This window comes from Deltaproteobacteria bacterium (genome assembly GCA_016235345.1).
In the GTDB taxonomy this organism is placed as follows: domain Bacteria; phylum Desulfobacterota; class Desulfobacteria; order Desulfobacterales; family Desulfatibacillaceae; genus JACRLG01.
This window is the reverse complement of sequence record JACRLG010000014.1, coordinates 54,458-79,854: the sequence shown is the minus strand read 5'-3', so window position 1 is coordinate 79,854 and position 25,397 is coordinate 54,458. Positions and strand designations below refer to the sequence as shown.

At 55.7% G+C, this 25,397-nt stretch carries 20 protein-coding genes; 5 read left to right on the top strand and 15 right to left on the bottom strand.

Translation table 11 applies throughout. The features are described from left to right. Window positions 1–84 precede the first annotated feature (84 nt). The 15 genes from asnB (HZB23_07230) to HZB23_07160 all read right to left on the bottom strand — a co-directional run bounded on the left by asnB (HZB23_07230) (window position 85) and on the right by HZB23_07160 (window position 17,967). Complete coding sequence (gene asnB, locus HZB23_07230; protein MBI5844442.1) at window positions 85–2,001, bottom strand: asparagine synthase (glutamine-hydrolyzing); 1,917 nt, start codon at window positions 1,999–2,001, stop codon at window positions 85–87. Between the two features lie 2 nt (window positions 2,002–2,003). Then, window positions 2,004–3,950: an asparagine synthase (glutamine-hydrolyzing) gene (asnB, locus tag HZB23_07225; GenBank protein MBI5844441.1), complete on the bottom strand. Its 1,947-nt coding sequence runs from the start codon at window positions 3,948–3,950 to the stop codon at window positions 2,004–2,006. After that, entirely contained in the window at window positions 3,910–5,262 is a 1,353-nt protein-coding gene (locus HZB23_07220; protein ID MBI5844440.1) for a hypothetical protein, read from the bottom strand. Before HZB23_07220 ends, asnB (HZB23_07225) begins: the two co-directional genes overlap by 41 nt. Then, window positions 5,262–6,491: a glycosyltransferase family 4 protein gene (locus HZB23_07215; protein MBI5844439.1), complete on the bottom strand. Its 1,230-nt coding sequence runs from the start codon at window positions 6,489–6,491 to the stop codon at window positions 5,262–5,264. Before HZB23_07215 ends, HZB23_07220 begins: the two co-directional genes overlap by 1 nt. Before the next feature lie 12 nt (window positions 6,492–6,503). Beyond that, window positions 6,504–7,676 (bottom strand): glycosyltransferase, encoded by a 1,173-nt coding sequence (locus HZB23_07210; GenBank protein ID MBI5844438.1) that lies wholly within the window; start codon window positions 7,674–7,676, stop codon window positions 6,504–6,506. After that, the gene (locus HZB23_07205) at window positions 7,673–7,897 is read right to left on the bottom strand and encodes a hypothetical protein (protein ID MBI5844437.1); all 225 of its coding nucleotides are present in this window, start codon (window positions 7,895–7,897) and stop codon (window positions 7,673–7,675) included. The genes HZB23_07210 and HZB23_07205 overlap by 4 nt, the downstream gene beginning before the upstream one ends. Next, entirely contained in the window at window positions 7,881–8,762 is an 882-nt protein-coding gene (locus HZB23_07200; GenBank protein ID MBI5844436.1) for a methyltransferase domain-containing protein, read from the bottom strand. The genes HZB23_07205 and HZB23_07200 overlap by 17 nt, the downstream gene beginning before the upstream one ends. 13 nt (window positions 8,763–8,775) lie before the next feature. Next, the gene (locus tag HZB23_07195; GenBank protein MBI5844435.1) at window positions 8,776–9,906 is read right to left on the bottom strand and encodes a hypothetical protein; all 1,131 of its coding nucleotides are present in this window, start codon (window positions 9,904–9,906) and stop codon (window positions 8,776–8,778) included. A gap of 80 nt (window positions 9,907–9,986) precedes the next feature. Next, window positions 9,987–11,162, bottom strand: coding sequence for an acyltransferase (locus tag HZB23_07190; GenBank protein ID MBI5844434.1), 1,176 nt, complete (start codon window positions 11,160–11,162; stop codon window positions 9,987–9,989). Between the two features lie 51 nt (window positions 11,163–11,213). Further along, window positions 11,214–12,497: an ABC transporter ATP-binding protein gene (locus tag HZB23_07185; protein MBI5844433.1), complete on the bottom strand. Its 1,284-nt coding sequence runs from the start codon at window positions 12,495–12,497 to the stop codon at window positions 11,214–11,216. Between the two features lies 1 nt (window position 12,498). Beyond that, entirely contained in the window at window positions 12,499–13,362 is an 864-nt protein-coding gene (locus HZB23_07180) for an ABC transporter permease (GenBank protein MBI5844432.1), read from the bottom strand. Next, window positions 13,362–14,546, bottom strand: a complete 1,185-nt coding sequence (gene wecB, locus HZB23_07175) for a UDP-N-acetylglucosamine 2-epimerase (non-hydrolyzing) (GenBank protein ID MBI5844431.1) — start codon at window positions 14,544–14,546, stop codon at window positions 13,362–13,364. The genes HZB23_07180 and wecB overlap by 1 nt, the downstream gene beginning before the upstream one ends. Before the next feature lie 13 nt (window positions 14,547–14,559). After that, window positions 14,560–16,143: a Gfo/Idh/MocA family oxidoreductase gene (locus HZB23_07170; protein ID MBI5844430.1), complete on the bottom strand. Its 1,584-nt coding sequence runs from the start codon at window positions 16,141–16,143 to the stop codon at window positions 14,560–14,562. Window positions 16,144–16,172: 29 nt separating this feature from the next. Continuing rightward, window positions 16,173–16,760, bottom strand: a complete 588-nt coding sequence (locus HZB23_07165) for a winged helix-turn-helix transcriptional regulator (protein ID MBI5844429.1) — start codon at window positions 16,758–16,760, stop codon at window positions 16,173–16,175. Between the two features lie 499 nt (window positions 16,761–17,259). Next, complete coding sequence (locus HZB23_07160; GenBank protein ID MBI5844428.1) at window positions 17,260–17,967, bottom strand: hypothetical protein; 708 nt, start codon at window positions 17,965–17,967, stop codon at window positions 17,260–17,262. Window positions 17,968–18,338: 371 nt separating this feature from the next. Here HZB23_07160 and HZB23_07155 point away from each other — a divergent pair, with 371 nt between their 5' ends. From HZB23_07155 to HZB23_07135, 5 genes are all read left to right on the top strand, one after another. Continuing rightward, complete coding sequence (locus HZB23_07155) at window positions 18,339–19,178, top strand: PAS domain-containing protein (protein ID MBI5844427.1); 840 nt, start codon at window positions 18,339–18,341, stop codon at window positions 19,176–19,178. A gap of 835 nt (window positions 19,179–20,013) precedes the next feature. Further along, window positions 20,014–22,515, top strand: a complete 2,502-nt coding sequence (locus HZB23_07150; GenBank protein MBI5844426.1) for a tetratricopeptide repeat protein — start codon at window positions 20,014–20,016, stop codon at window positions 22,513–22,515. Further along, complete coding sequence (locus HZB23_07145) at window positions 22,512–23,255, top strand: J domain-containing protein (GenBank protein ID MBI5844425.1); 744 nt, start codon at window positions 22,512–22,514, stop codon at window positions 23,253–23,255. The genes HZB23_07150 and HZB23_07145 overlap by 4 nt, the downstream gene beginning before the upstream one ends. Window positions 23,256–23,391: 136 nt before the next feature. Further along, window positions 23,392–24,405 (top strand): NAD(P)-dependent alcohol dehydrogenase, encoded by a 1,014-nt coding sequence (locus HZB23_07140; GenBank protein MBI5844424.1) that lies wholly within the window; start codon window positions 23,392–23,394, stop codon window positions 24,403–24,405. A gap of 216 nt (window positions 24,406–24,621) precedes the next feature. Then, the gene (locus HZB23_07135) at window positions 24,622–25,314 is read left to right on the top strand and encodes a hypothetical protein (protein MBI5844423.1); all 693 of its coding nucleotides are present in this window, start codon (window positions 24,622–24,624) and stop codon (window positions 25,312–25,314) included. Window positions 25,315–25,397 lie beyond the last annotated feature (83 nt).

Sequence of the window (25,397 nt, the reverse complement as noted above, 5' to 3'; positions counted from 1 at the left end):
TGATTATGTGGTCAAAGTGATGAAGGCTGATTTAGCAGCCTTTTAGCCCATGATTGGCGTGAGTAAGATTGATTGCGCACAAGTTCATTCCTCTTCGGCCATGCTTTTGTATTCGCCTGATTTGTCGTGGAAAAGCTGCTGCCAAAGCTCCAGGCAAAGAAGCCCCCATACCTTGCGGGTGAATTTTCCCTCTTTGGACAAAAGCCCCGCGATGTTGAAGGAGGGGTTCAGATAGTCCCTGTGCCTTGCGTTTTGGCCGTGAAAGGCGTCTTCGACAAAGTCGCGCAGCTCGCCTCGCATCCATTGCGACAGGGGAACCGGAAAGCCCATCTTGTCCTTGCGGTTCAGAACCGACGACGGAAGATCGCTTGCGAAGGCGGTTTTAAGGAGGTGCTTCAACTCCCCACCCTGAAACTTGGAGTCAGCCGGTATGGTTGCCGCGAACTCCACCAGGGGGTGATCCAGGATGGGCACGCGTGATTCCAGGCCGTGGGCCATGCTCATGCGGTCCTCCACCTGCAAAAGCGCTGGCAGGAGGGTCTTGAAGTCAAAATGGGTCATGGAGTCGAAATAGCTGGATTTGGGCACATTGGGCCCCCAGAAGATTTCACGGAAGGTTTCCAGGGCCGAGTACGGTTCCAGCGCCTGCCAGTTGATCTCGTCGGCCATGCCGTTGGCCCGGTTGATGAGCCTGAAATAGCGCTTGTCCCTGTCGTCGAAAAGGCCCTCGGACCAGAATTCCTGCAAAAGGGGCTTGTAGGCGCGCAGGCTTTCCAGGTTGGGAATTATGGACTCGTAGGTCACCACGAAGTTGCCGCTTTTCATGGTGCCGTCTATGGCCCCTTTGATGCACTGCTCGAAATAGGAGATGAGGTAGCGCGCGTAACCGCCGAATATCTCGTCCCCGCCCTGGCCGCCCAGAACCACCTTCAGGTGCTCGGAGGCGAGCTTTGAGGTGAGGAACTGGGGAAACGAGCCGGGGCCCGCCACCGGGTGGTCCAGGTGATAGATCACCCTTTTGATGTTGGCCGAAAAATCCGCGCCGATGAATTCCCGCTCGAAAAGGGTGAGGCCCGCATGATCTGAAACCGCGCGGGCGTGGATCGACTCATCGTAATCGGGGCCGGAAAACTTGCCGTGAAAGGCCGGAAACACGCCGTCCTTTTTGACCTGCCGGGCCAGGCAGGAAATGATGCCTGAATCGAGGCCCCCCGAAAGATAGGCCCCCACAGGCACATCGCTTCTCAAATGCATGGCCACCGAGTCCAGCAGAAGCTCGCGTACCTTTTCGGAAAAATAGCGCCTGGTGTGGTCCCAGTCCAGCTCATAGACAACTTCCCAGTACTTCAAGGTACTGGCGCGATAGCCCGGTTTCACCGAAAGGGTGTGGGCCGGGGCAAGGGATTTCACGCCGGAAAAAAGGGTTTTGTCCCCAAGGGTGAACTGGAAGGCGAGATAGTCCTTTAGCCCCGCCATGTCGGTGGCGATTTCGTTTACAAAGGGCAGGAGGGCCTTGATTTCAGAGGCGAAGAAAAAGCCCCTGGGCGTTTCGGTGTAATAGAATGGCTTTATGCCGAAACGGTCCCGGGCGCAGAAAAGGCGGTTTTGGGCAGGGTCCCAGATGGCGAAGGCGAACATGCCCCTTAAGCGCGAAACGCAGGCCTCTCCCCATTTGCGGTATGCCTGAAGAATGACTTCGGTGTCGCTGGTGGTGGAAAAATTTTCCTCACCCAGTTCACGCTTGAGTTCCAGATAGTTGTAGATTTCCCCGTTATAGGAAATTGTGGTTCCGTCCGGCAGGGTCATGGGCTGTCCGCCGGTGGATAAATCGATGATGGAAAGTCGCACGTGGCCCGGTCCCACCCGGCCCGATTCATGGACAAAGGTCCCGTTTCCGTCCGGCCCCCGGTGGGCCTGGAGCCGGTTCATGGTTTTGAGCCGCCGCTCCATGACCGAAGGGTCAAGGGGTTCGTTAAGAACCATACCCGCTATTCCGCACATGGCTAAACCGCCTCCCCCTTGGCAAAAAACTGCCGCAGCCACATTTTCAGATTCACCACCCGCCAGAGGGGGTATTCAACGCCGGGGCTGGAATCCCTGGCCGCCACGGCCTCGTTCAGCCTTTGAGGATCGAACCAGTCTTTTTCCCAGGGCGTGCGGTTTTCCACAAGGCCCCTCCCTTCCCGGTCAAGAAGGTCGTAGGTCAGTCCGGGGGCGGGCATGAATCCTATCTTGTCCTTCCTGGTGCGAACGGCTTCTGGAAGTATTCCCTTCATGGACTCGCGCATGATGAACTTGGTGACCGCCCCCCTTATCTTCCAGTCGTCTCCCAGGCTGAACAGAAAGTCCACCAGCCGGTGGTCCAGAAAGGGCACCCGGCTTTCTATGGAGTGGCTCATGGAGTTGTGGTCCTCGTAGCGCAGAAGCCCCGGAAGGGAAGTACGGGTGACGTGGAATTTGAGAAAATCCGTGAGGCTTTCGGGCGGCGGTCCCAGGGGGATGTCTTCCAGGTTCGCCAACATGAAGGGCTGGGAGACCACTCCGGTCATGGCCCCTGCGGGAAAGAGCCTTCGCTTTGCCATGCCGGCCAGCCGCCTTATGGGGCCTGGGGCGAAGAACACCGCAGCCTTTGAAAGGGGCAGGATTTTGGCCCCGTGCTCGGCCCGGTAGGCCCGCTCAAGGGCCATGTAGCCTAAAAGGTCCTTTTTCCCCAGCATCATGAAGGCAAGGGTGTTGAAATAGCTGTGATAGCCGCCAAGCATCTCGTCCGCGCCCTGCCCATCCAGCATCACCGTTATGCCGTTTCTCTTGGCCTCCCGGAACACCGCCCACTGCACAGCTATGCTGGTGGAGCCGAAGGGCTCGTCCTGGGTGGCGCAGATTTTGGGAATGCTTTCTATGAAATCCTCCCGCGAAAGCATTACGTAGTGCATTTTTGCCGCCGTGGCGTCCACAACCTCCTGCATGAAGGGGCGCTCGGAATAGCGCGGGTCTTCGGGGGTGTAGCCGAAGGCGGAGTGCGTGTAGGCGGGAATCCTTCCTTCGGCCCGGAGTTTTTCAGCCGCGCATACGATGGATGATGAATCGAGCCCTCCGGAAAGGCAGGTGCCAACCGGGACGTCGCTTCGGGCGTGGATGGAAACAGAGTCCAGGAAAATCTCCCGGTACATCTCTATTGCCTGCTCCGGGCTTCCCGCGAAGGGCTCGGATGGAAAATCCCAGTACCGAACCGGGGAAAGGGAAGATACTGGGCCATTGAGGTCCAGCACTGCGTAATGGGCCGCCGGAAACTGGAAGATGCCCGCAAAAAAGGTGCGATGGTCGGTGTCAACGCCGCCGTCCCACAGAAAACGCGCAACCACTGCTGAATCCGGCTCGCGGCAAAGGCCAGCCTCGGCCAGGGCTTTGATCTCGGACGCAAAATAAAAGGCTCCGTCGGAAAAGGCGTAGTAGAGAGGCTTTATGCCGAAGCGGTCCCGGCAGATAATCAGTCGGTTTTTTTCGGTATCCCAGATCACGAAGCTCCACATGCCCACGAAACGCGAGGCGCAGGAAGGTCCCCATGATTTGTACGCGGCAAGAAGAACCTCGGTGTCGCTGGTGGTTTTGAATTCGTGCCCCAGTGCGGAAAGCTCGCCCTTCAATTCCAGGTAGTTGTAGATTTCCCCGTTATAGACCGCGAATATTTTTTTTGAAGGGTCCGGCATGGGCTGGAGCCCGTCAGGGGAAAGGTCCAGGATGGAGAGCCGCCTGTGGGCGAGCCCCAAAACCGCGCCCTCGGAATCATGCGCCGAATAATCGGAGTTGAGCCATGTTCTTGATCCGTTTTCCGGGTGATGCAGAAGGTAGCCCCATCCGTCCGGTCCCCTGTGGGGCATGGAGCGCGACATGGCCTTCAGTTTCACCCCGTCAACGGGTCTTCTTGAAACGATTCCTGCTATCCCGCACATGCTTTGTTTCTCCGCCCTTTATTTTAATCTGGCCGGCCCTTGCGACCGTTAAGCAGTCGAGCCGCGACCAGCTTCTGTCCTTGTACTGGGAAAGCCGGATTTCAACCGTTTGCGGGCCTTCCCCCTTTGGCTCGTAGGTGATGAGCCAATCTCCGGCCCTTGCGCTGAAAGGCCCCGCCGCGCCTGCGAGAATCTTCCCGGTCCTGCTGGAAGCCTGCCAACTGGCCCCGCCCTGGCCCGATTTGCAGAATTTGAAATATATGTCCACGGGCCTTTTTCCGGAAAGCCCCGTCAGATTCAGGGAATAGGCGAACTTGTCCAGGTTCGCGCCCAGGTAATCCAGGTACCAGCACCGTGTGCGCCTGTGGACGGCTTCATCCCTCATGTCGGTTTCCGAGCCGTTTTCTATTCCGAAAACCACCGGTTTCCTGTCAATGCCTGAAAGGTCCAGTTCAACCGGCAGGACGAAAACCCGGCTTCCCAGTACTCCTGCGTTTTTGACGGCGGCAATGTTTTCGGGCCTGTAAACATCTCTCATCCTGGACGCATTGTGCGGGCGGGACCCGTCGGGGTAGCAATCCAGGGTCTTCGGGAAGGCCATCATGCCTTCCGCCGCAGCCTTGGGGTTCGCTGCGATTTCCTCCCATGAGAGCACGCCGCCGTCCTTGTCGGCAAAATAGCCCCCGTAGGTCGGATCGAGAAAATGATCCCTTCCGCCGTAGGTTGCCAAAACGCAGGAATGACCGAAGGCGTAGTCATAGATGTTGAAAATCTTCGCCTTTATGTTCATGCGGGCAAGAGCCCTCACAAGGATGTGAGCCCGCCAGCCGCACACGCCAAGCCTGTATTCCCAGGCGGTGAGAGGATCGCTTATGGCCTCCAGTTTCACTTTTGAGTAATCGTGCCTTGAACTGTCGCCGCACTCGTTCCGCACCGTAGCGCAGACGTGGGCGGTCATTTTGACGGCGCGTTCGTTGTCGGTTGAAGCCTCCCTGGTCACCTCATCCACCATGTCGTTGAAACGGCCCTCCCGGAGGCTGTCCACCGATTTTTGCAGGGGCGTCAACTGGAAAGACGAAGGCGCATGGGTCTGGGCCTGGCGTCCGTAGGCCGAAGATTGCGCCTCGTATTCCCGGTTGGCAAGGCGCTGTTGTGCCGACTCAATGTTTTTCAGGCGGCTCGTAAGGTCATTGAGCGCCCTTTTGTTATAGCCGATGCCCTGAAGAACGGAAACCAGAAGGAAGAAAAGAGCGCCTGCCGCGACGATTGCCATGACCAAAAAGACTCTGGCCCTTTTTTCCGTGGTTTCCATTATCCCAGAACCTTTCGGAAAATATCCGTGAGCTTTCTCATCTCGTGGTCGGCGTTCAGCACCCCCGCCGCGCCCGATGCGGCTATGCGCATGGAGCGGATGTCATCCGTGGAAAGCGAATCCAAAGCGCGGGCCACGTCGATCAGGGAAAAGGAGTCGGCCACCCGGCCCGCCCCGTATTCCCTGATTATCGAGGCCATTTCGGGGCTGGGGCCCGATACCACCGCAAGCCCGGCCACTATGGAATCGAAGAACTTGTTGGGCAGGCAGAATTTTTCGTTGAAGCTAAGGGGCTTTTTGGGAGCAAGGCTCATGTCGAAACGGGCGATGGCATGGACCACCTCGGAAGGCGGCACCGGATCGTGGAAGGTTACCCTTCCCGGCGCAATTCTACCGGCCAGGGCCTTCAATTCTTCGATATAGGCGGCGTCCTGGCCGGTGAGCATGAAGTTGAGATGAAACCGGGGCTTGGTCAGCGCCACCACCTCTATCATGTCTTCGAGCCGCCTTACCCGGACGGCCCCGCCGTGGTGGATGATGTTGATTTTATCCGGGTTCACGTCGTGGCGCTCAATGATCACGGCGTCAGGCGCGTTTCTTATCACCGTTGGATTAAGCCCGAAGACGTCCCGGTATTTCTGGGCGATGATGGGCCCCACCGTTATCATGGCGTCGGCCTTACCCGCGTATTTTTTAAGAAAATGGACTATCCGTGGAGCGCCTGTAACCCGCCATGAAAGGCCCTCGTACTCCAGGGGCGCGTATTCGTGGGCGTCGAAAACAAGTTTCGCACCGTGATGGGCCGCAGCCTGAGCGGACACGGGCAGGGTGTTCCAGTCGTTGGCCAGAATGGCGTCAAAGGGCTCCGCAAAAAGGGCTTTTCTTGCGTTTTTCACCTGGGGGAGCGACTCGTACCACGCCTCGTAAAGGGGCGGGCAGACAGGGGCGGCGTAAACGGCCCGGCTGAAGACCCTGAGCCCCAGGCCCTCCCGGTCGCGCTCCCTTATCATGCGTCCGATGTTGGCGAGCCTTTCCCTTTTGGATGAAAAAGTGGCGTAAACCGGGTCAAGCCCCACCCAGGTTATGCCCTTGTCTGCGAAACCTTCGGGTTCGCTTCCAAGCCCTAAAACCGTCAGGCGATAATTGGGTGAAAGGTACTTCACCTGGCGCAGAAGCCTTGCGTCGCGGGCGATGTTTGAAAAGGATATGATTGCGACTTTTTTTTTCATGTGAGCTTTGCTTCAACTTTGACTTAAGGATGAGTAAACGCGGCCAATGTTGTCCAGAAAGGCTTCGGGGCCGAAACGCGAGACGATGCAATTCCTTATTGCGGCGGAGTCGAAAGTCAATTTCCCCGAAATCATTTTCTTCATGGCTTCCGCAAGGGCCTTTGAATCGGCCTTGGGAACCAGGATTCCGGTTTCCGGGGTGACGACAAATTCGGGTCCGCCGCAGCGGGTGGCGATCACCGGAACCCCGCAGGCCCCTGCCTCTCCAAGAACAACCGAGAAGGTCTCCCCAAGGCTCGGAAGCACGAAGGCGTCGGCAAGGTTGAGTTCCCTCACAAGTTCGTCCCGGAGAATCATTCCCGGAAAATCAACCACGCCCGTAAGGTCGAGATTTTTCGCCTTCTCCTTCAAGCCGGGCAGGGCAGGGCCGTCACCCGCTATGGTGACAGAAAAGCCTTTGACTCCCCGGTCCAGAAGAGTCCGGGCCGCTTCCAACAGGTAATCCATTCCCTTTGCGGGATCAAGAAGGGCAACGGATAAAAACCGGAAACGCCTTTTCGGCCCCGATTTTTTTCCGGTTTCAGGGGCAAAGATATCGGTCCTGATAACGTTTCCAATAACGGTTATTGGAAGGTCCGGGAAAAATTTCCGCATCTGATCCGTTAGATCGGGGCTTACCGCCAGCACCCGGTCTGCCTTTTTGAACACCCTGCCCACCGTGCGGCTCATGGCCGGATTTTTCATCAGGCTTGAAAAAGGCCCGGTGTGCTCGGTAATGACCAGTGGGAGCCCCGCCATCCGCGCGTACCCCGTGGCCGCCCATCCTGCGGGCCATGCAACATGGGCGTGGATGATGTCCGGCCTTTTCCAGGCTTTTGCGGCTTTTTCCACGCCAAGGCCCGCCAGAACCCACAAGGGGGGCTCAAGAATTCGGAATCTGCCTTCTGCCGGAAGCAGCACCTCCTGCCGAAAAACCGTTATCCCGCCCTCGTCGGCAACCTTAACCTTCGGAAGCCCCTTGAAACCCAGAAGCCCTCTACCGCTGACCCATCTCGGAAGAAGGACCAGGACCGCCACCTCGTACCGGTGTTTCAGGGTCTCGGCCTGGTCCCGGACAAAGATGCCCGAAACAGGCGAGCCGGGGCCGGGATAGCTCTGGGTGACAACGAGGACTTTTGATTTCATGAGTTTTTCCGGTTCAAGAGCCCTGTTGCGGTCCTTTTTGCCTTGTCCGAAACGCGGAGAAAAAGCGCCGGTATTCTTGGCCTTATCCGCATCCTGTACGACACGTCAATCCATGAGAGGCGGTCCCTTATGAGCATCCATCGAAGGGCCGCCGAAATCGCAGCCCGGCCCTGAGGCGTATTCCGGTCGAACCTGCCGTATTCGTCAAAGAGCCCTGTCATTCAAGGTCTCTTTTCTGAAAAGGAGGATGCTGGAACTGTAGCCCCTGCCCATGTTTTTGAGGGTCTCGTCGGCTTTTTGAAGGGGACTGGCCAGAAGGCGGGTCCTGTCCTCGCTCTGAAAGACCCTTTTGCCAAGGGTTCGCCACAGTTTGTCCGCAGTGCGGTAGAACATGGCGTTTCCGGCCTCGATTCCGCCGTTCAAAAGAAATGAGACGGCGGGGCGGATATCCGTCAGCACAAGGCCCTCTGAGGAGGCCAGGTCCTCTATGAAGTGCCTGTGGCGCACAACACCGTTGCCCTTGTAGGTTTTGAAATCAATTACGTCAAAGGGCGAATAGCGCATGGTGAGCACCGGGTCCATTAAAAGAAAAAATCCGCCCGGAGCCACGCTTGCGGCGCAGAAAGATAGGGCGTTTGCAAAATCGGCGGCCCTCACCAGATGATGCAGGCAGTAGCAGGCCGTGACGAGATCGAACCTTTCGGCGAACTGGTCCTTTGATATTGTCTTCAGATCGGCCTGAAAGGTGACCGCCTCCGGCAATTTTTCCTTTATTCCGGCCAGTGCGCCTTCGGAGATGTCCAGGGCCGTTACGTTGATTTTGAAACCGGCCTGCGAAAGGATTTCCGAGACAAGCCTTGTCCAGTAGCCGGTTCCGGCCCCAACGTCCAGGTATTCTACGGGTTTCGATCCCAGCCCGGAAAGGCCTTTCGAGGCGATTTCCAGGCTTTCGGCGGCGCTTTTGGCTTCGCTTTGGTATTTTAACGCATTGGCGGTTTCCGAAAGGTCCGGGTGGCCCACGGCCCTTAAGGCCCCGGCGTATTTTTCGTGAATGCCCTTCCAGTAGGCGCTGTTGTCGTAGGCCATTTAAAAGCCTTTCTCAAGAAAGTGAAGTTCCAGAATTTTCAATGACGAAACGGACGAAGTTTTCATAGGAGTATTTATCGGAGGCCACAACGTCCTGGTAAGCCTTTTCGGCCATGCCAGCCCGGACCCGGTCCGAGGCCACAAGGTCCAGAACTTCGTCCGCGTTGGAAAAATCCCGCTTAAGCTCAATGTAATGGATGCCGGGCTTCAATATTCCGTTGTAGCCACCGCTCGTCAGAATCTGGCAGGTTTTCGTAGCGCAGGCTTCCAGGTGGCGGGGGGAAATGGCCGAAAGCCCGAAGGTGCCGTCCAGGCCCGGAAAGCAGGCCGCCTCTATTTCTTCGAAGGCTGCGTCCGGATGCTCCTTCACGTAGCGCAGGTTGCGCTCGTGTATGCTGCCGTCCCGGTCCAGGATGCTGGTTCCGCCCTCGACCCCTATGGTGTACTTGCAGGAAAGCAGAAACCTGTACCAATCGTCGCCTAAAATGGTGTCCGCGTTGCTGGTTGAGATATCGACTTTGATGCCCTTTTGGGGGGCGCGGGCGAGGAAAAGGTCTGCTATGTCCTGCTTCAAAAATCCGTGCCGACCGAACCATGCATAAGGTTTTCCTGCGGTGCGGTAGCCGATGCCGATGTTTCGGGGAACGCCCTTTTTCCCGAATCGGGCGATTGTGGAAAGCACCCGCCGGGAAAGATAGCCCGTCAGCACGCGATGGAATTTCACCCTGTCCCGGTCGACCGTGTTATAGATATTGGGCCATTCCGATTCCGGGGCCACTGAAAATACCGTTGAAAGGCCCATTTGGTTCACGAAATCGCACAGGATGTCCGTTGAAATGAACTCGTCCTGGGGAAGGCCGATTTTCGGAGCGTCAAGGGCTTTTAGGAGCGACACCTTTTCCGCCAGGCGCAAAAAGCCCTCCCTGTTCCAGCGGGTGCACAGAAAAAGCGTGTCGAAGATAACCAGATCGAAGGGGATTTTCCACACGAGCTTCGGAACGGGCATGAAGGCCACGTTTACGTAATAACAGTTGTGGCCGGAATATTCCCGGAAGCAGTAGAGGTGCTCACGGGTGGTGGGGCGAAGACGCGGGGTGGCGCAGAAATAGACCACCAGGATGTTTTTTTTCCCGCCGTTTGCCATGAAATCAGTACGCCTCCAACACGCCGTCCGCCTTGCGTCTAAAAGTCATTTGCACGTTTTATGGCCGGAGAAAAACCGGGTTAATCCCTTGCTGACGCTTTTGAAACGACAACCTGGGACGCCTTGTTTTCCATCCGGTTAAGACTGGTTGAAAGCCTTTTGCCCAGCTCCGTCAGTGGTTTTTCGTACAAACGGAAAATCATGTACGCAATTCCAAGGGTAAAAAGCATTACAGCCCAATAATTTACGCCGTGAATCAGAAAAAAGATCAGAAGCGGGGCGTGCAAGGCATAAATGCTGTATCCGGCAACCCCCACTCTGCTTCCTGCGGCATACCATCCATGATCCGAATGATCTATGCGAAAAATCAATATCCCGAAAAGGACTGCCAGCAAAATTTTCCTGAATTCAGTCAAAAATCCCATGAATACGCCGGAGCCGACATTGCCTGAAACAAAAAACAGGGTAAGCATCAGCCATATTGTGAAAATGCCGGCAACGAATTTTCGCGGAATTGGATTATCGCGGACAAACAGAGCGCCTATCCACCAATATAGCGCAAAAGAGAAAAGCGAGCCGTTGTTCCACCAGTTCATAAGAAGCGGCTGTTTTGCAACAAATGTGAGGGCGATAAGGAAAATTGCCGCAATTATGCCAAGAGCAATTTTCTGACGCCCCCCATTACGCAGATAAACTATTACGAGAGCGTATAAAACATAGAGCCATATTTCAACCATCACGGTCACCAGCGGGGCGTTTCCCTGAAATGAGCCCATGTGAAGCGGCGCATAAAAAACCGAAATGCCCGTCAGCTTGGATAGAATGCCCGGCCATGCAATATTGGTCGTAGCTGTTAGGGAGGATGCAATTGCGGCATTTTCATTGGAGCTTCCAATGTAACACGCGACGCCAACCACCACAGCCAGAACGTAGACCGGCCATATCCTGAAAAAGCGCCGTATGGAATAGCCTGGAATGCTGAATGGCACACCGCTTCTCGCCCCGTTTCGATGAATGCAGTAGCCGGACAGAACTATGAAACCCAAAACCGCAGGATGAAGTTCTCCGTTGTTTTGGAAAATCTTAATCAGCAAACGAAGGCCTTTTTCCCAGAAATTTTCAAGGGTTCTTCCTCTCACAACAGCCGCCCATGGAACAAGGTGAGAAATCAAAACCCACATCGCAAAAACACCGCGCAGAAAATCTATGCCGTCTGATCTTTTCCGAATATACGGCGCATTTAACAAGCCACTCATTATTACATGTATCCCGGTATGGTGAAATCAGCGCCAAATTTTTACTTACAGCTAAATCCGTTGGGTGATCCAGGCAAAGCGAGGACGAAGGACCCCGCCGTACATGTCCATGTAGTCGCCCCGGAGCTTGCCGTCGTCCAGGGCCTCGAAGGAGAGGCAGTGGTCGGCCCGGAAGCCCTCCCCGTAATAGAGGCCCGATCCTATGATGGTGACGTGGTAGCGCCCGTTGTTGAAAAGGTCCCCGTACAGGGTGCAGCGGCTTACGTAGTTACCCGGCGAAAGGGGCTTTCCGTGGAAATTTTGTTCGGAATTGCTCAATGACGCGAAGATTTCCGAGCCCCGGTCGTCGAACACCACAACCGAAAACTGGGCGCGGGCCCCGTCCTTTAAAACCGTGAAGCCGATTTCAACCGTGCATGGCTCGCTTATGTTGATCTCGCCAACAGGGGTATCGCCCTTATCCAGAAGCCTTACCGAGGTTATTTCCGCCTTGCCGTTTCCGGGCCGGTCGCCCGGCTCCCAGCGCGCCTGCCCGCCGCTTTCGAGGGTCTGTGAAAGGTAGCGGGAAACCACCTGCTGGGCGGGTCCGTCGTCGATCACGGTTCCTTTATCCAGCCAGATTCCCCTTTTGCAGAGTTGGCCTATGGCGCTCATGTTGTGGGATACGAAAATTACGGTGCGTCCGGTTTTCGCGATGGAGCCGATTTTTCCCATGCATTTTTTCTGGAAAGCCACGTCACCCACCGCAAGGACTTCGTCAACCAGCAGGATTTCCGGGTCGAGATGCGCGGCCACCGCGAAGGCAAGGCGCACGGTCATGCCGCTGGAGTAGTGCTTTATTGGCGTGTCCAGGAATTTTTCAACTTCCGAAAAAGCCACTATCTCGTCAAACTTGGCGGCTATCTCGGCCTTCGTCATACCCAGGATGACGCCGTTCAGAAATATGTTTTCACGGCCCGTCAGTTCGGGGTGAAAGCCGGTGCCAACTTCCAGAAGGCAGCCCACCCGGCCCCGCAAGCGCAGGGTTCCCTCTGTTGGGGCGGTGATGCGGGCGATGAGCTTTAAAAGGGTGCTCTTTCCGGCTCCGTTTTTGCCGATTATGCCGACAACGTCTCCCTGGGCGATTTCAAGATTGATGTTTCGCGCCGCCCACAGAATTTCAGAAAGATCAGCGGCCCCGCCTGCCCGGCCCCGCAAAAGGTTGGTGGCTTTGCGAAAGGGTGCCTTCACGGACTCGGCCAGGGAGTCGCGCAGGGTGCGGTACGTTGGCTGGGCGCGGCCTATGAGGTAGCGCTTTCCCAGGTTCTCGGTTTTTATGGCATAGGGGATAGTCATATCACACCACGTCCGCGAAACTTTTTTCCATTTTGCGGAAATAAAGAAGGCCCGATAATAGGAGCAGGGCCGCCATGCCCGCCGATACGACTGTCTCAGCCCCGAATGGCGTACCCCGCCCAAGAAGTGCGTACCGGAAACCTTCCACCACGCTGGTCATGGGATTTATGGCATAGATCATCCTGAACCGCTCCGGCACCACACTTGCAGGGTAGGCGATGGGTGTGAGATACATCCAGGCCTGGATGGAAAAGGGCACCACGTGGCGTATGTCCCGGAACTGTACATTCAAGGCCGAAAGCCAGAGCCCGGTTCCGAGGCAGGTGGCGAAGGCCAGGATGAGCGGAATGACTATCAGGGCCGCGTTGAACGACGGAGCCGCGCCGTACCAGATCATCATTACGACAAGCACCGAAAAAGCGAGAACAAGGTCGGCGCTTCCCACCAGCATGGCCGAGACCGGCACAACGAGGCGCGGAAAGTAGACCTTCTTTAAAAGGTTGCTCTCGTTTACGAGGCTTTGGGACGCGTGATTCAGTCCATTTGCGAAAAAGGTCCAGGGAACCAGCCCGCAGAAGGCGAAAAGAGGGTAGGGCAGGTTGTCGGAAGGGATTTTGGCCACACGGGAAAATATCACGAAAAAAACCAGCATAGTGAATACCGGCTGCAAAATGGCCCAGCTTGCGCCAAGAACCGTCTGCTTGTAGCGAACCTTTATGTCGCGGGCGGCCAGAAAATAGACCAGCCCCCTAAACGCCCAGAGTTCTTTCAGGCCAAGGGAGAGCACGTCGCGGTCGGGTGTCACCACCACTTCCTGGGACTGGTTTCCGCCTGTTTCGGAAAAATTGTTCAGGGCCGTTTCCATTATGGAAAATCCTTGGCGTCGGGCCTTGCGAAAAAAGACGGGGCATTGAGCCCGGCCAGAAATTTAACCATGTTGTCGGCAGCCAGGCCCTCTCCGTATGGCAGGGAGGAAAAATCAGGCGATTTTTCCAGCATGGCAAGCGCGGCATCTTGGATTTTTTGGCAGGAGGTTCCTGCCAGAAGGTTCGCGCCCAACTCGCAAAGCTCCACCCACTCGGTTTCACTGCGGAGTGTCACGCATGGCTTTTTGTAGAAAAACGCCTCTTTCTGAAGCCCGCCGGAATCGGTAAGCACCAGCTTGCAGCCCGTAAGAAGGCTAAGCATGGAAAGATACCCAAGAGGCTTGATTATCCGGATTTCCGGGTAGAAAGACTCAGGCTCGATACCGGCGTCCTTGAGTTTCGCCCTGGTGCGCGGGTGAAGAGGCATTACGACCGGTGTTGTTTTGCCGATTGCCGCAAGCCCCGCGAAAATTCCCTTAAGCCTTTCCGGATCATCGGTGTTGTCGGCCCTGTGAACCGTGGCCAGGGCAAAGGGAATGTCGGCGATGTCCGCTATCATGGGCTCGTCTTTTACGGCTTCTTCAAGGGGCGGGGCGTATCGGGAATAGAAAAGGGCTGCGTCCAGCATAACGTCGCCGCTGTTTATCACCCGCACGCCCCCCGGCTGGAAGGGCTGGTCAACTATTCCCTCTATCACGAGGTTTTCCACGGCGGCGCGGGTGGGACACATCAGGATGTTCGCAACGTGGTCGGTAACCACCCGGTTGATCTCCTCCGGCATTCTGCGGTTGAAGCTTCTGAGGCCCGCCTCCACATGGACCACGGGAACGTGGAGTTTCACCGCCGCAAGAGCCCCGGCAAGGGTGGTGTTGGTGTCCCCGTAGATCAGTACGAAATCCGGCTTCTCGCGTAAAATCAATTCCTCGATCTTTTCCAGCATCTGGCCGGTCATGGCCCCGTGGGAAAGGGAATGAATGTCCAGAAAGTAATCGGGGCGGGGGATTTTCATTTCCTCGAAGAATACGTCGCTCATGTTGCGGTCGAAATGCTGGCCCGTGTGAACGATGATTTCCATTATCCCGTCAAATTCTCCGGTGCTCTGATTATGCTTGGCGATTGCGCGGGAGACCGCCGCAGCCTTCACGAACTGGGGACGGGCCCCGATTACGGTCATGAGCTTCATGCGATTTTCGCCCCTATTTGACGCTTTTGCCCTTGATCGGACCGAGGTCGTAGTGTCTGCCGCAGCCGGAGCAGTCGCCCTTTTGATCCAGGGACACCCCGCACTCGCACACCCAGCCGATTTGTTTAGCAGGGTTGCCGACCACCAGGGCATGGTCAGGCACATCGCGGTTGACAACGCTGCCCGCCCCAACAAGGGCGTAGCTGCCTATGGTGACTCCGCACACGATGGTGGAGTTGGCCCCAAGGGTCGCGCCCTTTTTCACCAGGGTGGGCCTAAGCTCCTCCATGCGGCGGATGAAGGCGCGGGGGTTGTAAACATTGGTGAATACCATGCTGGGGCCGCAGAACACGCCGTCCTCAAGGGTTACGCCCTTATAAACCGACACGTTGTTCTGGATTTTGCAGCCGTTTCCTATGGTGACGTCCGGCCCCGCCACCACGTTCTGGCCGATGTTGGTGCCGTCCCCAACAACCGTTCCCGAAAGAACGTGGGAAAAATGCCAGACCTTCACGTTTTTGCCAAGAGTTACGCCCTTGTCCACCAGTGCGGTTTCGTGGACGAAGAAATCTGGCTTGGCGGCTTCGGGTTTCGCCTCCGGGGCCTTCTCGAAGGAGACTGCGCAGCCCGCGTTGTTGAGGGATTTCTGGGCTGCGTTCAAAACCGTGAGCACCGCAAGTCCCTCGCGCCCGTCGGTTAAGGGCGTTTTGTGTTCCGCCATGCACGAGAGAAAATGCGCGCACTCGGCCTTCAAGGGCTCGCCTTCGGGAGCTTCCACGAAGCTCGACTCGGCCTTTTCGGGAACCGGGACGTTGCCCTCCCAGTGGATGGTGTGGGGGTAGAGGGTGAGCTTTTCCTTCCAGGGCTTCGTGTCGTCGAAAACCGCCATCTTCTGGTCGCCCACCACCACGAGCTTCTGCTCTTTAAATGGATGGAGCCAGGAGACGAAAACGTGGGCGCGAAGGCCGGAGGGAAACTCCATGTGGGTGGTGGTGACGTCCGCTATCTTCTGGTGAAGGTAGTTTCCGCCCGTGGCCATTACGTTTACCGGAAACTCGCCGGCAAGGGACAGTATCATGGAGATGTCGTGGGGGGCGAAACTCCAGAGTATGTTTTCCTCGCGCCGGATTTTTCCAAGGTTAAGGCGGTTGGAGTAGATGTAGTTGATGCGCCCAAGCTCGCCAGCCCGGACCATATTCTTCAAGGTCACGAAAACCGGGTGATACTGAAGAAGGTGCCCCACCATGAGGACGAGGTTCTTTTCGGCGGCAAGAGCGATGAGTTCGCGCGCCTCGGCTTCGTCCAGGGTGAGGGGCTTTTCGGCGTAAACGTGCTTTCCGGCAAGAAGGGCCTCGCGGGCCAGGGTGAAGTGGGTCTCCGCTGGGGTTGAAATCACCACGCCGTCAACGTCGGGCCTTGAAAGGGCCTCGTTCACGGCAAGGCAGATGGAAACGTCGGGATACTTTTCCGAAAAGCCCTTGGAAAGCGCCTCGTTTTTCTCGCATACCACCTTCAAGGCCCCAAGGGCTGCGAAGTTGCGGACCAGGTTTTTCCCCCAGTATCCCGCGCCGATGACGGCCACACCCGGTGTCGCCATGAGAATTTTCCCTTTCGATGAATTCGGTTTCAGACAGGATCAACCACGAGTATTTTTTCGACCGGAACGCCCACAGCCTCAAGCGTTGCCGATGCCTGCGCACCGGCTCCGGGGTCCGTAACGATTATCCGGTCAAAGCGCGTGCTTAAAAGGAACGCCGGATCGGCCACGACAAGGCCCAGAAAATGCTTTCCCGCCTTTTCGGGGTCCGCCACAGCCACCAGGGAGAGTTTGGATTCGACAAGGGATACCGAGGCTATCTCGGAAAGCTCGTTCGCCCCGTAGAACGCCACGCTTTTTACGCCTTGGGCGGCAAGCTCCGAGAAAAGCGCCGAAAAGCGCTCCCTGGCCCTTTTGTAGAACTGGATTGAATACTGGATGTATTCGCATGTGAGCCGGGTTTTCTCGGCCATGCCTTTGGGGGTTAAAATATATTTCACGCGGTTTCGGGGGATGGTTGTGACCTTGAAATATCCCTTCTGAACAAGCCGTTTGACGAACGCGTTCACGAGACCCAGGGAGATGTCCAGGCTTCTGGCTACGTCCCTCTGGCTTGGCGCGTGGGGGCCTTCCAGTTCCTCAAGAATTTTCAGCGTGCGCAAATCTTCAAAATTCATGGCGTATGATTCCATCCGTTCATTTCTTGAACGTTCAAATGTTGAACGATGAAACCGGTTTTGTCAAGTATTTTGATGGGAAAGTGTTGATGGGAAAGCCGAAAGGAAGGGGAATGCGATTTGGAGGAAGGCGAAAGGGTGAGGCAAAAACGACACAGGGGTGACCCCCGGGCCGGGGCACCCCTGTGCAGGTGGAGTTTCCGGCGCAACGCACCGTAACTCGTCCTGATCATGAAAGCGCCAACGCAGCCTTTGGGATGTTGGGGGCCAGGGCCGAACGTAAAGCAAACTATTACGATGATCAGGATGGCGGGACATTATGTGAAGCCAAACCTGAAATCAATCGGTATAAAGTGGGAATTTGCAGTAGTTCCAAATGGATGTTTCAGTACCAGATGATGCGGGGCTTTTTCGTGAAAGACTTAGCATATGGTGGTAACCATAAGATAAGGCATGTTTTTCCCTATAAACAAAAACGGATATGGAATGATAAGCAGTCTCAGCCGGGTTTGCCCCTGTCCGCCAGGTAATCTCCGAAAGCTGGCCGGACCACGTCCAGGGACTCGGATATGGAAAAGGGCAGGAGCTTGGCGTAGGTGTCCAGGATTATAACTGCGTTCACCGCCGGGTCGGTGGCCATGGCGGCCCGAAGGCGCTTGGACATTGAAATGTTCACCGTCTCCATGGCCCCGTAATGTTCTTCCAGGCCCGCAAGTGAAAGGTCGGGAGCCTGGCCGTCCCTTGCCTTGAAGTACTGTGCCAGAAGATACATGGAGGTGGCCCTGTAGAGGGTCTCGGCCTCGCCTGCCAAAGGGAGGTGAAACCTTGCCATGGGCTTCAAAAAGGCCGCGTGCGGGCACCCGGCGGTGGCCATGATGAGACCCATCATGGAGCTTAAGCCCCTTTGCAGGGTTGTCTGGGCAGTGACCTTGCGCTCCCTGGAAGTGACCTCCAGGAGTACCGGGTCATAAGACCTTCGCCCGTCAAAACCAGCAAGCACTTCGGAAAGGGCCGCCGCGACCGGGCAGGTGGCGGTGGAAAGAGGGCAGTGGGGACATTTGTGAAAGGAAAGTTCGGCCCACTTCGGGGCGACCCTGGGAAGCGGCCCGACAAGGTTCATTGTTTCGGCGTGGAAGGAAAGGGGGAAAATTTCCGTCTTTCCATCGTCGAAGCTGAAGATGTAAGTTATGGCGATGGGTTCCTGCACCGTCATTTTTCCCGCGTGGTTTAAAATTGGCCATCATGATAACGCCTGATTGACTTGGTGCGGGCCAAGCGTTATATAAGGATACACGGGGGGTGAGTCCTGGGCAAGGAAATTTGTTTCCTGGCAGGGCTGACGGACGGGCCTTCGTATTGAAATTCCCTTCCTGTTGACGAGTCCGCAAAAAGCCTAACGAGGTTGCCATAAAGCCCTTGCGGCTTATCAGCCCGTTAAAAAAGGCTGGGCCTTTGGCCTTCTGCCTTTTTGCAGGACCGTCATTTTCTCCATTCGATTTTTTCAAAGAGTTTCACTGATAATGAAAAAGCCCGGTCAACCGGGTCCAATATACCCATACCCTTCGATTGCGACTTGTCATGAACTTTGTTGAAAACCGGTTCAGGGAAAAGATGGCCGCCGAACTTGGCGGGGAAGGGCAGTTGTCGTCCCTGCCCCGGCCCGTGATCCATCTTGGGCCTGACGGACACATAAGGGCCGTCAACCGCGCCTTTCTGACCGAAAGCGGATACGAGCCGCACGAGGTTGTCGGAAACAGCATTCTTTTTTTCGTCCATCCCGACTCCCAGGGGCAGGTGGCGGACGCCTTTTCCAAATGCCTTTTGGGGGACGACTCCTTCTGCACCGTGGACGCGATCAGAAAAAACGGGGAAATCGGCCGTTACAACGCCGTCAATACGCCGGTCTGGGACGGCGACGGCCAGGTCAAGTCCATTTTCGTCGTTTCATGGGCCGCGCTGATGGAAGAGGGAAGGAGCCTTGAGTCAAACGGCGCGTGTAATCTGTCCTTGCGTGGCGGCAGGGAAAGAAGGCAGGCGGTGAACCTGAACGAGTGCATCAGGCAGGTTGCCGGGATATCCGGGGGCGACGAGATCGTTCTTTCGCTTTCGCCGCGCATTCCCCATACAATGGCCGACCTGGGCTCGGCGGTCAGGATGGCCCAGGCCCTCATGGGGCCCTCGGAAGGCAGCCAGGCCCTCATGCGCCTTGCAACCCGGCGAAGCAAGGGGACCATAGTGGTTTCGGCGGTTTACGGGGGGGAAGGCTCCATTCCGGCCAAGGCTTCGTGGATTTCGGAAATAAGAAAGGCTGCGGCGGAAATTCCCGGAAGCTTCCATGTACAGGCTGCCCCGGACGGCGGCTCTGAAATCACCATCATGATTCCGGTCCTTTTGCCTGAAAAATTCGGGGATGAATAAAATCCCGGAAACGACATTTGATTGAATCGCCGAAGGTTTTTAAAAGCGCCCATAAAAAATATGAGAATTTCAGGATAACTGTGATGAATACTAACAATCAGATTAAATTTTTTTTAATGATGGCAACTATTAGCGGTTTTGTTTCATTAGTTATTTTTATTGAGATATGTCATATTCTTATAATAAATATTGAACAGCAACAATTATCATTTTTACCAAATCCTACCATATTTTGTATAATGTATTTTCGTAAATGGCAACTTTTATTATTTATAATTTCGTTGTTAAATATAATTTTACTAAATAAATATGGAATAACAAAACATATTTTGATAGCATCATTTATCACCATAATATTTTTTTATGTTTGCTATTTTATTTTTGGAATTGCACTGATTATGCCATTTATTCCAATGTAATAGAATAGATGTATCTTTCACTATCGGATCACGGATAGCGTTACCTGCAATTACATCAATCAATCCGAGATTTTGCCGTTTTTCCTCTAAAATGCTGGCCATGACGTCAACCAGAACAGGATGGGCCGACTTGGCATTCTGTTGTCGTGTCTTGGTGCGGGTTGGTTGGTATCGCATGCACGATATAAAAAGCCTCTTGAATTAAATGTAACGGGACGTAAACAGCTTGACTTTTCAACTTTCACCAGTATTTTCCGGTCTCAGATATGCTCCAGCCTTGGTTGGTCCCCGCAACTCGACAGACCTGATGATTTTCAATCTTTTTTGAATTAAGCAATAATTTCTGATATGGTCCCTTTTCCGGTTTTGGGTCCCGGAAGGGTTGAAACGCCATTGAAAAAACCAGAGGGCGAAAAGTGGAACTTTCAAACAAAAAACTGAAATTCATCAAGCGTAACGCGGGGTCCATGACCCCCAAGGACATTGCCAGGGCGCTGGATTTGAGCGAGAAGGAAGTAGTAAAGGCTTTAAGAAGCCTTGAAATTGCGGTCGCTTCCGGCGGCCAAAGCCCAACCGACAACCGTATGGCTTATCTTTCCCTGGCCTTCGGCGTTTTCATGGCCCTGACCCCCTTCATAATCGGCACGGATATCTATGATTTCGCAAATCTGCCGCAAGGGGCATGGATACAGTGCGGGCTGATTCTTTTTTTGGGAGTCATGGCGGCCCTGGGCCTTTCCTCGGGCAAATTTTTCTTAAGGCTCACACCTTTTTTCTGGCCCTTCCTGCTTTTTGTGTCATGGGCGCTGATCTCGGTTTCCTGGTCCCCCAACAAGTTCGACGCGATTCAGACCTGGTACGCATGGGCTGCTTCCGGTGCGGCCCTGGTGCTCACCGCGTCCGTCTTAAAGGACAATGAAAGGCATCCCTACCTTTTCCTGGTCTTTTTTTTCGTGTCCGGGGTGCTTGTATGCCTCCTGGGTGTTCTTCAGTATTTAAGGATCGCCGACGTTTTTTTCGGCCTTGATCGGGTACCCCAGGTGGTGATTCCCGCAGCAACCTTCGCCAACAAGAACATGGCGGCCCATTACGCGGTTCTCACTATTCCCCTTGGTTTTGGTATCTTCCTTCGGGACAGGCGTCCTGTGGTCTTCTGGCCGGTGGCCGTAGCCCTTGCCTTCATGAACGTCTTTTTGATCTACACCAAGACCCGCGCCGCCTGGATAGCCGTTTTCATCGAGGCGGTCTTCCTGGCCTGCTATCTTCTGCCGCCCCTGGTCACGAGGATCATGGCAAACGGCGTGAAGGGCTCGGTCAATCCCATGAAGGCAGTGGCCGCAGTGGCGTCCTTCCTGGTTTTCGCGGTCATGATAAACGTGTCCCAATACGGCTTTGACTGGCAGATGGACGACATCTCCCACCGGGTGGGAATAACCGTCGGAGAGGCTCTCAAAAAGTTCGGGACGGAAAAGGCCCCGGAGCCAGCCGCTCCAGCCGTAACGGCAGACCCCCTTGCCGCAGCCTCCGGCGCGGCCCCGGCTCCCACGGCCACCCCCATGCGCTCCAACCTGGACCCCTCCCAGGAGCTTCGGTGGGCCATATACAAAAACACCATCCCCATGATCCTGGATCACTTCTGGTTCGGAGTGGGGCTGGCAAACCATAAGATCGTCTATCCCCTCTACATAAGAAAAAGCAGCGTTGATAAGATTTTCTCCGAGGACCAGCAGCTTAACAACGTCCACAACGACTTTCTCCAGGCCTTCGCGGAACTCGGCATAGTGGGCGTGATATTCCTCCTGTGGTTCGGTTTTGCGGTGGTCGGGGTTTTCCGGCGTCTCATGAAAGCCACCCAGGTTACGCATGATGACCGGGTGATGATACTTTCCGCCTTCGCGGCCCTTATCGGAATATGCGTCAACGCCCAGTTCTGCTTTCCCTTTCAGAGGGCGGTTCCGGTTTTCGTTTTCATGGCCTACCTTGGAATTCTGTCCGCCTGGCTGGAAAGGTTGCCGCATGAGGAGGCGGAGGCCGCGCCCGCGCAAAAATTCGGGAAAGCCGCCGCCTTTTTTGGCCGCCTGACCTCGCCCCGCACGATATCCTTGTCGCGTGAAGCGGCCATTGCCGCATGTGTGGTGCTGTTTCCGGCCTTCATCTTCTGGAGTTGGCAGAACGCGCGCTGGATCAAGGCCGACGAGGCCTATCTCAAGGTGACCGGGGCCGAGCAGGCCGGGGACTGGGAGGGCCTTCTGCACTGGGCGGACGTGGCCCTGAAATACCATCCTCAGAGGGTCCGGATTTACTCCTACAAGGGGCGGGCCTACATCGAGACAAGCAGGTTCGAGGAGGGCATAGAATCCCTCAAAAGGGTGATCGCCGAAAACCCCAACCACATGAACGCGCTTTTGAACATCGGCGTGGCCTACGGAAGCCTTGGGCGCTACAACGAGGCCCTTGAGGTCTACAACCGCGTGCTCGCCATAAAGCCCGACTACGACAAGGCCTACAACAACATAGGAAACGTGCTCATGCGCCAGGGCAAGCACGCCGAGGCCCTGAAATCCTTCCAGCTCGCGGCTGTCTACAACCCGGACAGCCCCCTCATTCATTTCAACGTTGCCAAGATGGCCGAGCAGACCAATAATTTCCGCCTTGCCAGGGCTTCCCTCGAAAAGGCCCTGGCTTTAAAGCCCGACTGGGCCGTGGCCCACAAGGAGCTTGGGCTCATACTGGCCAAGTATCTGAACGAGCCGCAGAAAGGCGCGTGGCACATCCAGAAAGCCATTCAGCTCGATCCCAACATGGTTCCCCAAAACGCCGCCAGGGGAATTCCCGGAGCCATGGCCGCCCCCATCCGCCCCTCAGGGCCGCCCGCGCCCTCACAGTTTCCCCAGGGAGCGCCGCAACCGATACGATGAAACCGCCAGAACAGGTTCTGCGCCCCCTGGCGCCATTTCGGCCCGAAACCGGCCCAAGGCGGTGCCGGTCCTGCGGGGCGGTGATCGAAAAGAGCAGGCGGCGTTACTGCGACATGGACTGCCGCCGCCGCCTTATGGACAAGCTCACGGTAACAGCCTGCCTTTTAAGGGCAATGAACACTCGCTGCGCGTCCTTCTCCTTCACGGGCACGACACTTGTCTTGAACGTCGTGGTGTGGGGCCAGGACCGGGTTTTCACCTACTTCTGGCAAAGGACGCCGGGGCTTGACCCGGCCACCGACCTTATCTCCATGAACGAGCACCTTGGCCGGGCCTGGTGGAAGGAGCACGACAAACGCCGGTGCAGGGTCCACGCGGCCCAGGTGGTGCTTGAGCGGGCGGAGTTCCAGTCGAAAAACCTTGCCGGAGTCCTTCCGATAAGGAAGAGTTCCCCAAGGGTGGGATCGAGGCTCCTCACCGTGCTGTGCATAGACAGGGACGCCCTTTCAGGCCCGGACCCGCTTTCCGCAGTGAAGACGGCCTTTAGAAAGCAGGCCTTGAAGCACCACCCGGACGCCGACGGCGACGCCGCAACCTTCCGCCGGGTTTACGATGCCTACACCGAGCTTCTGGAATGGGTGAAAAACCCGGTCCACACCCGCCGTTCGGGCATCCCCGGCAAGTGGAGCTTCAACGGCGAGAAATGGCGCACCCCGCTTGCTTCGCATGATCGCAGGTAGCCGGGCAGAGCTTGATAAAAATCGATGTTGGCCGTTTTGACGGGCCGCAATATATGGCATTGTTCCCGTTTCAAAACGGGCCGTTGCCGAAAGGCCCGTCTGCCTTCCATGTCTTAAGCATTCAAAAGGGAATAGGATGAAGGCTGTTGTTCAGGACAAGTACGGCCCGCCAGCCGAGGTTCTGCGCATCCGGGAGATCGACAGGCCGGTCGCGGGGGATGGCGAGGTCTTGGTGCGGGTTCGCGCCGCTTCGGTAAATCCTGACGTGTGGCACGCGGTGACCGGCAGGCCCTGGGTCCTTCGCCTCATGGGCGGAGGGGTGCTTCGGCCCAAAAATCCGGTCCCGGGAATCGACATGGCCGGGGTTGTGGAGTCTGTGGGTAAAGGTGTCGACCGGTTCGGGTTGGGCGACGAGATTTTTGGCGAGACCAGCATGGAGTTCCAGTGGAAAAACGGCGGAGCCTATGCCGAGTACGTGTCCGTTCCCCAGGACGCCCTGGCGAAAAAGCCTGAAGGCATAACCTTTGAACAGGCCGCATCCGTTCCGACTTCCGGCTACATCGCCTTTTTGAACCTCCTTATGGGCGGGCCGGTCCGGCCGGGGCAGAGCGTCTTGGTCAACGGTGCGGGCGGCGGCGTGGGCTCCATTGCCCTGCAACTTGCCAAGGCTTGGGGAGCGCGGGTGACCGGGGTGGATAAGGGCGAAAAACTTTCGATGATCCGCTCTCTCGGCGCAGACCGCGTCATTGATTACAACAGGGAGGACTTCACCCAAAGCGGTGAGCGCTTCGACATCATATTAGACGTGGCCTCCAACCTGACGCTTAAAGCCTGCAAACGCGCTCTGAAACCCGCCGGGAAATACATCTTCATAGGCCACGATCATTACGGCAAGGCGACCGGCCGTGTTTTTGGAAGCGTGCCAAGGGCCTTCAAACTCCTTTTCCTTTCGCGGTTCGACCGCCACCTGCCGGACTTTCGCGCTCCCATGCCCGGCAAGGGGGAGGCGATGGCCCATCTTGCGAAGCTCCTTGAAGAAGGAAAGCTCACCCCCGTCATCGACCGCACCTTTACCCTTGACCGGGTCCCGGAAGCCTTGCTCCATCTGCAAGAAGGCCGCGCCATGGGAAAAATCGTCATCACGCCGTAACCTTGGGGCGTTCCGTTTAGCTGCGGAAGTACATCTATTTTTAGCTTTTACATAAAATTGAGGGGGAACTTATCCCCCTGGGAGCGCGGGCGTCCCGCCCGCATTGTATTGTAAAAGCGGGCGGGACGCCCGCGCTCCCAGGAAGAATTCCCCTGCTGTAAATATAGTTCATGTCCACATTTATGAATAAACCCTTAAACTGGGGCTGGAACTATTATGTGTAAATACGAAGACAAGTCAGACTCATTCAATTTTGAGAAAACTTTTTGCCTGCAAAACCTCAAGGTCTGGCGGAATGAAGCGCTAAATCTTTTCTACAGCGCGGAGGTACTCTATCATTTTGAACAGCGCAAGATGGTAAATATTTTTCATTCCGACGAACAACTGACTGCACTCTTCTCTGATGACTTGGTAAAACGGGGTTGCTTTAATTTCCGTGTCCAAAGGATGCTATGGGCTTATGGTTTTGAGAACCTGCTGAAGTGTATAATCCTTGCTGAATTCAAACTTTCCAATCCATACGCAACTGAAGTGCCAAAAAATATCATTGGACATTGTCTGGTGAAATTGGCGAAGGATGCGCATTTTACATTATCAGATCAGGAAGAATTCTATTGCGGGATTCTTGAAAAGTGCTCCGTATGGGCTGGGCGCTACCCGCTACCGCTCAGTGCAGGCCAAATGTATAAAAAGCGGGAGGCCCTGTCTAGCAGGGAAGCCTTGCATGAAAGAGCACAAAACCAGATTGAAAGGTGGATTAAAGGGGAAATTCCCAGAACGTTTACTGAAGCGGATGTTATTCATGCTCAAATTGGCTATGAAGAATATTCAACCTGCAAGAACTTGAAGGAGAGACTGATTGCAAAGGTAGCAGACTTGCTTGACAATGAAGATTCAAACCAAAATTAGCCCCCCCTCCCGTTCGCCCTCCGGTTGTTATGCCTTTTGCAACATATTGACTTCCCCTGAAAAAATCGATTCTTGCACATCAA